3 protein-coding genes are annotated in these 3,951 nt (G+C 74.8%); 1 reads left to right on the top strand and 2 read right to left on the bottom strand.

Annotated features, from left to right (window positions below; genetic code table 11):
• Nucleotides 1-63 precede the first annotated feature (63 nt).
• Nucleotides 64-1,035: a 5'-3' exonuclease gene (locus I4I78_RS30945; RefSeq protein ID WP_218615054.1), complete on the bottom strand. Its 972-nt coding sequence runs from the start codon at nucleotides 1,033-1,035 to the stop codon at nucleotides 64-66.
• A gap of 109 nt (nucleotides 1,036-1,144) precedes the next feature.
• Between I4I78_RS30945 and I4I78_RS30940 the strand changes: the two genes are divergently transcribed.
• On the top strand, nucleotides 1,145-2,272 hold the full coding sequence (locus I4I78_RS30940; protein WP_218615053.1) for a Xaa-Pro peptidase family protein: 1,128 nt from the start codon (nucleotides 1,145-1,147) through the stop codon (nucleotides 2,270-2,272).
• A 31-nt stretch (nucleotides 2,273-2,303) separates the two neighbouring features.
• Here the strand turns inward: I4I78_RS30940 and mdlC are convergent, their stop codons facing one another.
• Complete coding sequence (gene mdlC, locus I4I78_RS30935; RefSeq protein WP_218615052.1) at nucleotides 2,304-3,950, bottom strand: benzoylformate decarboxylase; 1,647 nt, start codon at nucleotides 3,948-3,950, stop codon at nucleotides 2,304-2,306.
• Between the last annotated feature and the right edge of the window lies 1 nt (nucleotide 3,951).

Here is a 3,951-nt window from a genome sequence, read left to right as displayed (position 1 = left end):
GGCTCCACAACGCGGAGGTGGGACGGTGTGGGGCGCGTCGTGGCTCCACAACGCGGAGGTGGGTCAGGCGGTGGCGGCCTTGGTCAGGGCCGTGCACAGGCGCTGGACCGAGGACTCCAGGCCCCAGCGCTCGGCGAGCTCGGCCAGGCGGTCCGGGTCCGCGGGCGTCGTGGGCAGGGTGGTGTCGCCGGACAGGTCGACGGTCGCGTCGGTGACCACCCGGACGACCGGCTCCACCACGGACAGGTAGTCGGTGGCCCCGCTGAGCTTCGACCGGACGGTCGCGGCGATCCTGGTGTCCGACGGGTCGCCGACGGCGGTGAGCAGCTCGGCCCAGCTGCCGAAGCGCCCGACCAGCGTGGCCGCCGTCTTCGCTCCGACGCCGGGCACGCCGGGCAGGCCGTCGGAGGGGTCACCGCGCAGCATCGCCATCTCCGCGTACGCCGCGCCGGCCCGGTCCAGCGGCACGGCGTACTTCGCGGCCACCTCGGCCGGGCCGAGGTACTCGGCCTTGTTCAGCCCGCGCCCGATGTAGAGCAGGCGGACCGGCGCCGGGCCGTCCCGCACGATCTGCATCAGGTCCCGGTCCCCGGACACGGCCAGCACCGGGTCGGACGCCTCGGTGTGGGCCAGGGTGCCGATCACGTCGTCGGCCTCGCAGCCTGCCACGCCGCCGGTGCAGATCCCGGCCGCCGCGAGCACCTCCATGATCACCGGCACCTGCGGTCCGAGGGTGTCCGGGACCTCCTCGGGGACGCCGGCCGGCACCTCGTCCGCGGCCCGGGCGGTGACCACCCGGTGCGCCTTGTACGACGGCAGCGCCGCGACCCGGAACGCCGGGCGCCAGTCCAGGTCCAGGCAGGCGACCAGCCTCGACGGCCGGTGCTCGGTGACCAGGCGCGAGATCATGTCGGTGAACCCGCGTACGGCGTTCACCGGTGACCCGTCCGGAGCGGTGATCGACTCGGGGACCCCGAAGTAGGCGCGGAAGTACATGCTCGCGGAGTCCAGGAGCATCAGCGGACGGTCGGTCATGGTGGGTCACTATGGCAGGCGTCGCGACGTCTGCGGCCGACTGCATCCTCTGGGTAGCCGTGCCGGGGCGGGTCCCTCACCGAGGGTGTCCGGCTTACGCTTTCGAACCATGACCGACGCCGTGCCCACCGAGCTGCTCGCCGACCGTCTGCGCCGGGCCGCCGAGTTCGCCGCCGAGCAGGACACCGACGTGCTGTTCCTGACCCCCGGCACCGACCTGCGGTACCTGACCGGGTTCGACGGCGCCTCGCACGAGCGCCTGACCTGCCTGATCATCCCGGCGGCCGGGCACCGGGCACCGCCCGCGCTGGTCGTACCGAAGCTGGAGGCGCCCGGGTTCGCCGGCGTCCCGCTCGAGGCCCTCGGCATCGACCTGCTCACCTGGACCGACGGCGAGGACCCGTACCTGCTGGTCAGCGACCTCGCCGGCGGGCCCACCCGGATGTCGGTCGACGACGCCATGCCGGCCCGGCACGTGCTCGCCCTGCGCGACGCGTTCCCGGACATCCCGCAGAGCCTCGGCGGGCCGGTGCTGCGCGAGCTGCGGATGCGCAAGGACGCGGCCGAGGTGGCGCGGCTGCGCGCGGCGGGCGAGGCGATCGACCGGGTGCACGCGCGAATGGGCGAGATGCTGCGCCCGGGCCGCACCGAGGCCGAGGTCGGCGCCGACATCACGGCCGCGATCGTCGCCGAGGGGCACGCCGAGGCCGCGTTCGTGATCGTCGGGTCCGGGCCGAACGGCGCCAGCCCGCACCACGACGTCTCGGACCGGGTGATCGAGGCCGGCGACGTCGTCGTGATCGACATCGGCGGCCCGCTGCCGGACGGCTACAACTCCGACTGCACCCGCACCTACGCCGTCGGCGGGGAGCCGTCGGCGCAGGTCAAGGAGACCTACGCGGTGCTGCAGGAGGCCCAGGAGCGGGCCGTCGGCGCGGTGCGCCCGGGCGCCACCGCCGCCTCGATCGACCGGGCCGCCCGCGAGCCGATCACCGAGGCCGGGCACGGGGAGCACTTCATCCACCGCACCGGGCACGGCATCGGCCTCGACGTGCACGAGGAGCCCTACATCGTCGACGGCAACGACCTGGTGCTCGAGCCCGGCATGGCGTTCAGCATCGAGCCCGGGATCTACCAGGCCGGCGGCTGGGGCGCCCGGATCGAGGACATCGTCGTGGTCACCGGGACCGGGGTCGAGCGCCTCAACCACAACCCCCGCGACCTGGTCGTCCTCTGACATCCATCGGAGCGGCCGGGCGCCCGGCCGGTCAGTAGATCTCGGGCGAGGCCCCGCCGATCGGGACGTGCAGCAGCGTCGGGCCGGAGGAGCTCAGCGCGCCGGAGATCGCCTCGGACAGGTCGGCGGCGTCGTCCACCCGGTAGGCGGCGCAGCCCATCGACCGGGCGAGCGGGACGAAGTCGATCCCGCCGAGCTTCGTCCCGGGCAGCTTCGACCCGCCCGCGGCCTCGCCGAGCAGCCGGACCGCGGCGTACTCGGCGTTGTCCAGGATGATGAACACCGCGTTGGTGCCCTCGCGGGCCGCCGTCCACAGCGCCTGGATGCCGTACATCGCCGACCCGTCGCCGATCACCCCGACCACGGTCGAGGTCGGGCGGGCCAGCGCCGCGCCGACCGTCGCCGCGATCCCGAAGCCGAGCGACCCGCTCGCGGTGGTGAGGAAGCCGCCGTCGCGGGAGCGGATCGGCAGGTGGTCGTGCAGCGGGCCGCGCAGGCTCGGCGTCTCCTCGACCACCACCGCGTCCTCGGGCAGCAGCTGCGACAGCGTCGCGTAGACCAGCTCGGCGGTCAGCCCACCGGACGGCTCCGGTGCCGGCGGCCGGACCAGCCCGGCCGATCCCGGCCCGCCGACCGGCACCGTGGCGCCCGCGTCATTGAGCGCCCGGATGACGGCGTCGAGCGCCAGCCCGGGGGAGGCGAGGATGCCGCGCCCGTGCGGGGCCCGGGCCAGGACGTCCTGGTCCTCGGAGACGATGTAGGTGGGCGGCAGCGGCGGGACCGCGCCGTCGCGCAGCACGTGGTAGGTGAAGGCAGGGGCGCCGAGCACGATCACCTGGTCGTAGGGGCTCAGGGCGGCGCCGAGTGCGCGCCGCTCCGGCGGCAGGAACCCGGCGAACAGCGGGTGGTCCTCGGGGAACGCGCAACGCCCGGACATCGGCGCCGCGAACACCGCGGCCCGGCAGCCCTCGGCCAGGGTGACCAGCCACTCCACGGCACCGTCGGCGTCGACGTCGCCGCCCGCCACGAACGCGAGCCGCGGCGGGTCGTCGGTGGCCGGGGCGTTCGAGCCCAGCCCGGTGTAGGTCCACAGCGCCGTCACCAGCTCGTCGACGGCGTCCGGGTGCGGTGCCGTGCCGCGGATCGCGGTCGCCTCCGGCAGCCCGATGTCCGCGGCGGGCTGCTCCCAGTCGTCGACCGGTACCGACAGGAACACCGGGCCCCGCGGCGGCTGCGCCGCGTGCCGGTAGGCCCGCGCCAGCGCCGCCGGGACCTCCTGGGCCCGCGGCGGCTCGTGGCTCCAGTTCACGTGGGGGCGCGGGAACATCGTGGCGTCGGTGGCGCCGAGGAACGGCTCCTCGCCCAGCATCGAGCGGGCCTGCTGCCCGGCCAGCACGATCACCGGTGCCCGGTTGCGGGACGCGCTGAACACCGAGCCCAGCCCGTGCCCGACGCCACCCGCGGAGTGCAGGTTCACCAGCGCCGGACGGCGGGTGAGCTGGGCGTAGGCGTCGGCCATCGCGACGACGACGGACTCCTGCAGCCCCAGCACGTAGTGGAAGTCGTCCGGCCAGTCGGACAGGAACGGGACCTCGGTCGTCCCGGGGTTGCCGAACACCGTGGTGAGGCCGAAACGGCGCATCACCTCACGCGTCGCCTCCAGCACCGATCCGGTCACC

This window comes from Pseudonocardia sp. KRD291, assembly GCF_019263595.1.
In the GTDB taxonomy this organism is placed as follows: Bacteria; Actinomycetota; Actinomycetes; order Mycobacteriales; family Pseudonocardiaceae; genus Pseudonocardia.
Note: the sequence above shows the minus strand (reverse complement) of the source record. Positions and strands in the feature narration are given on the sequence as shown.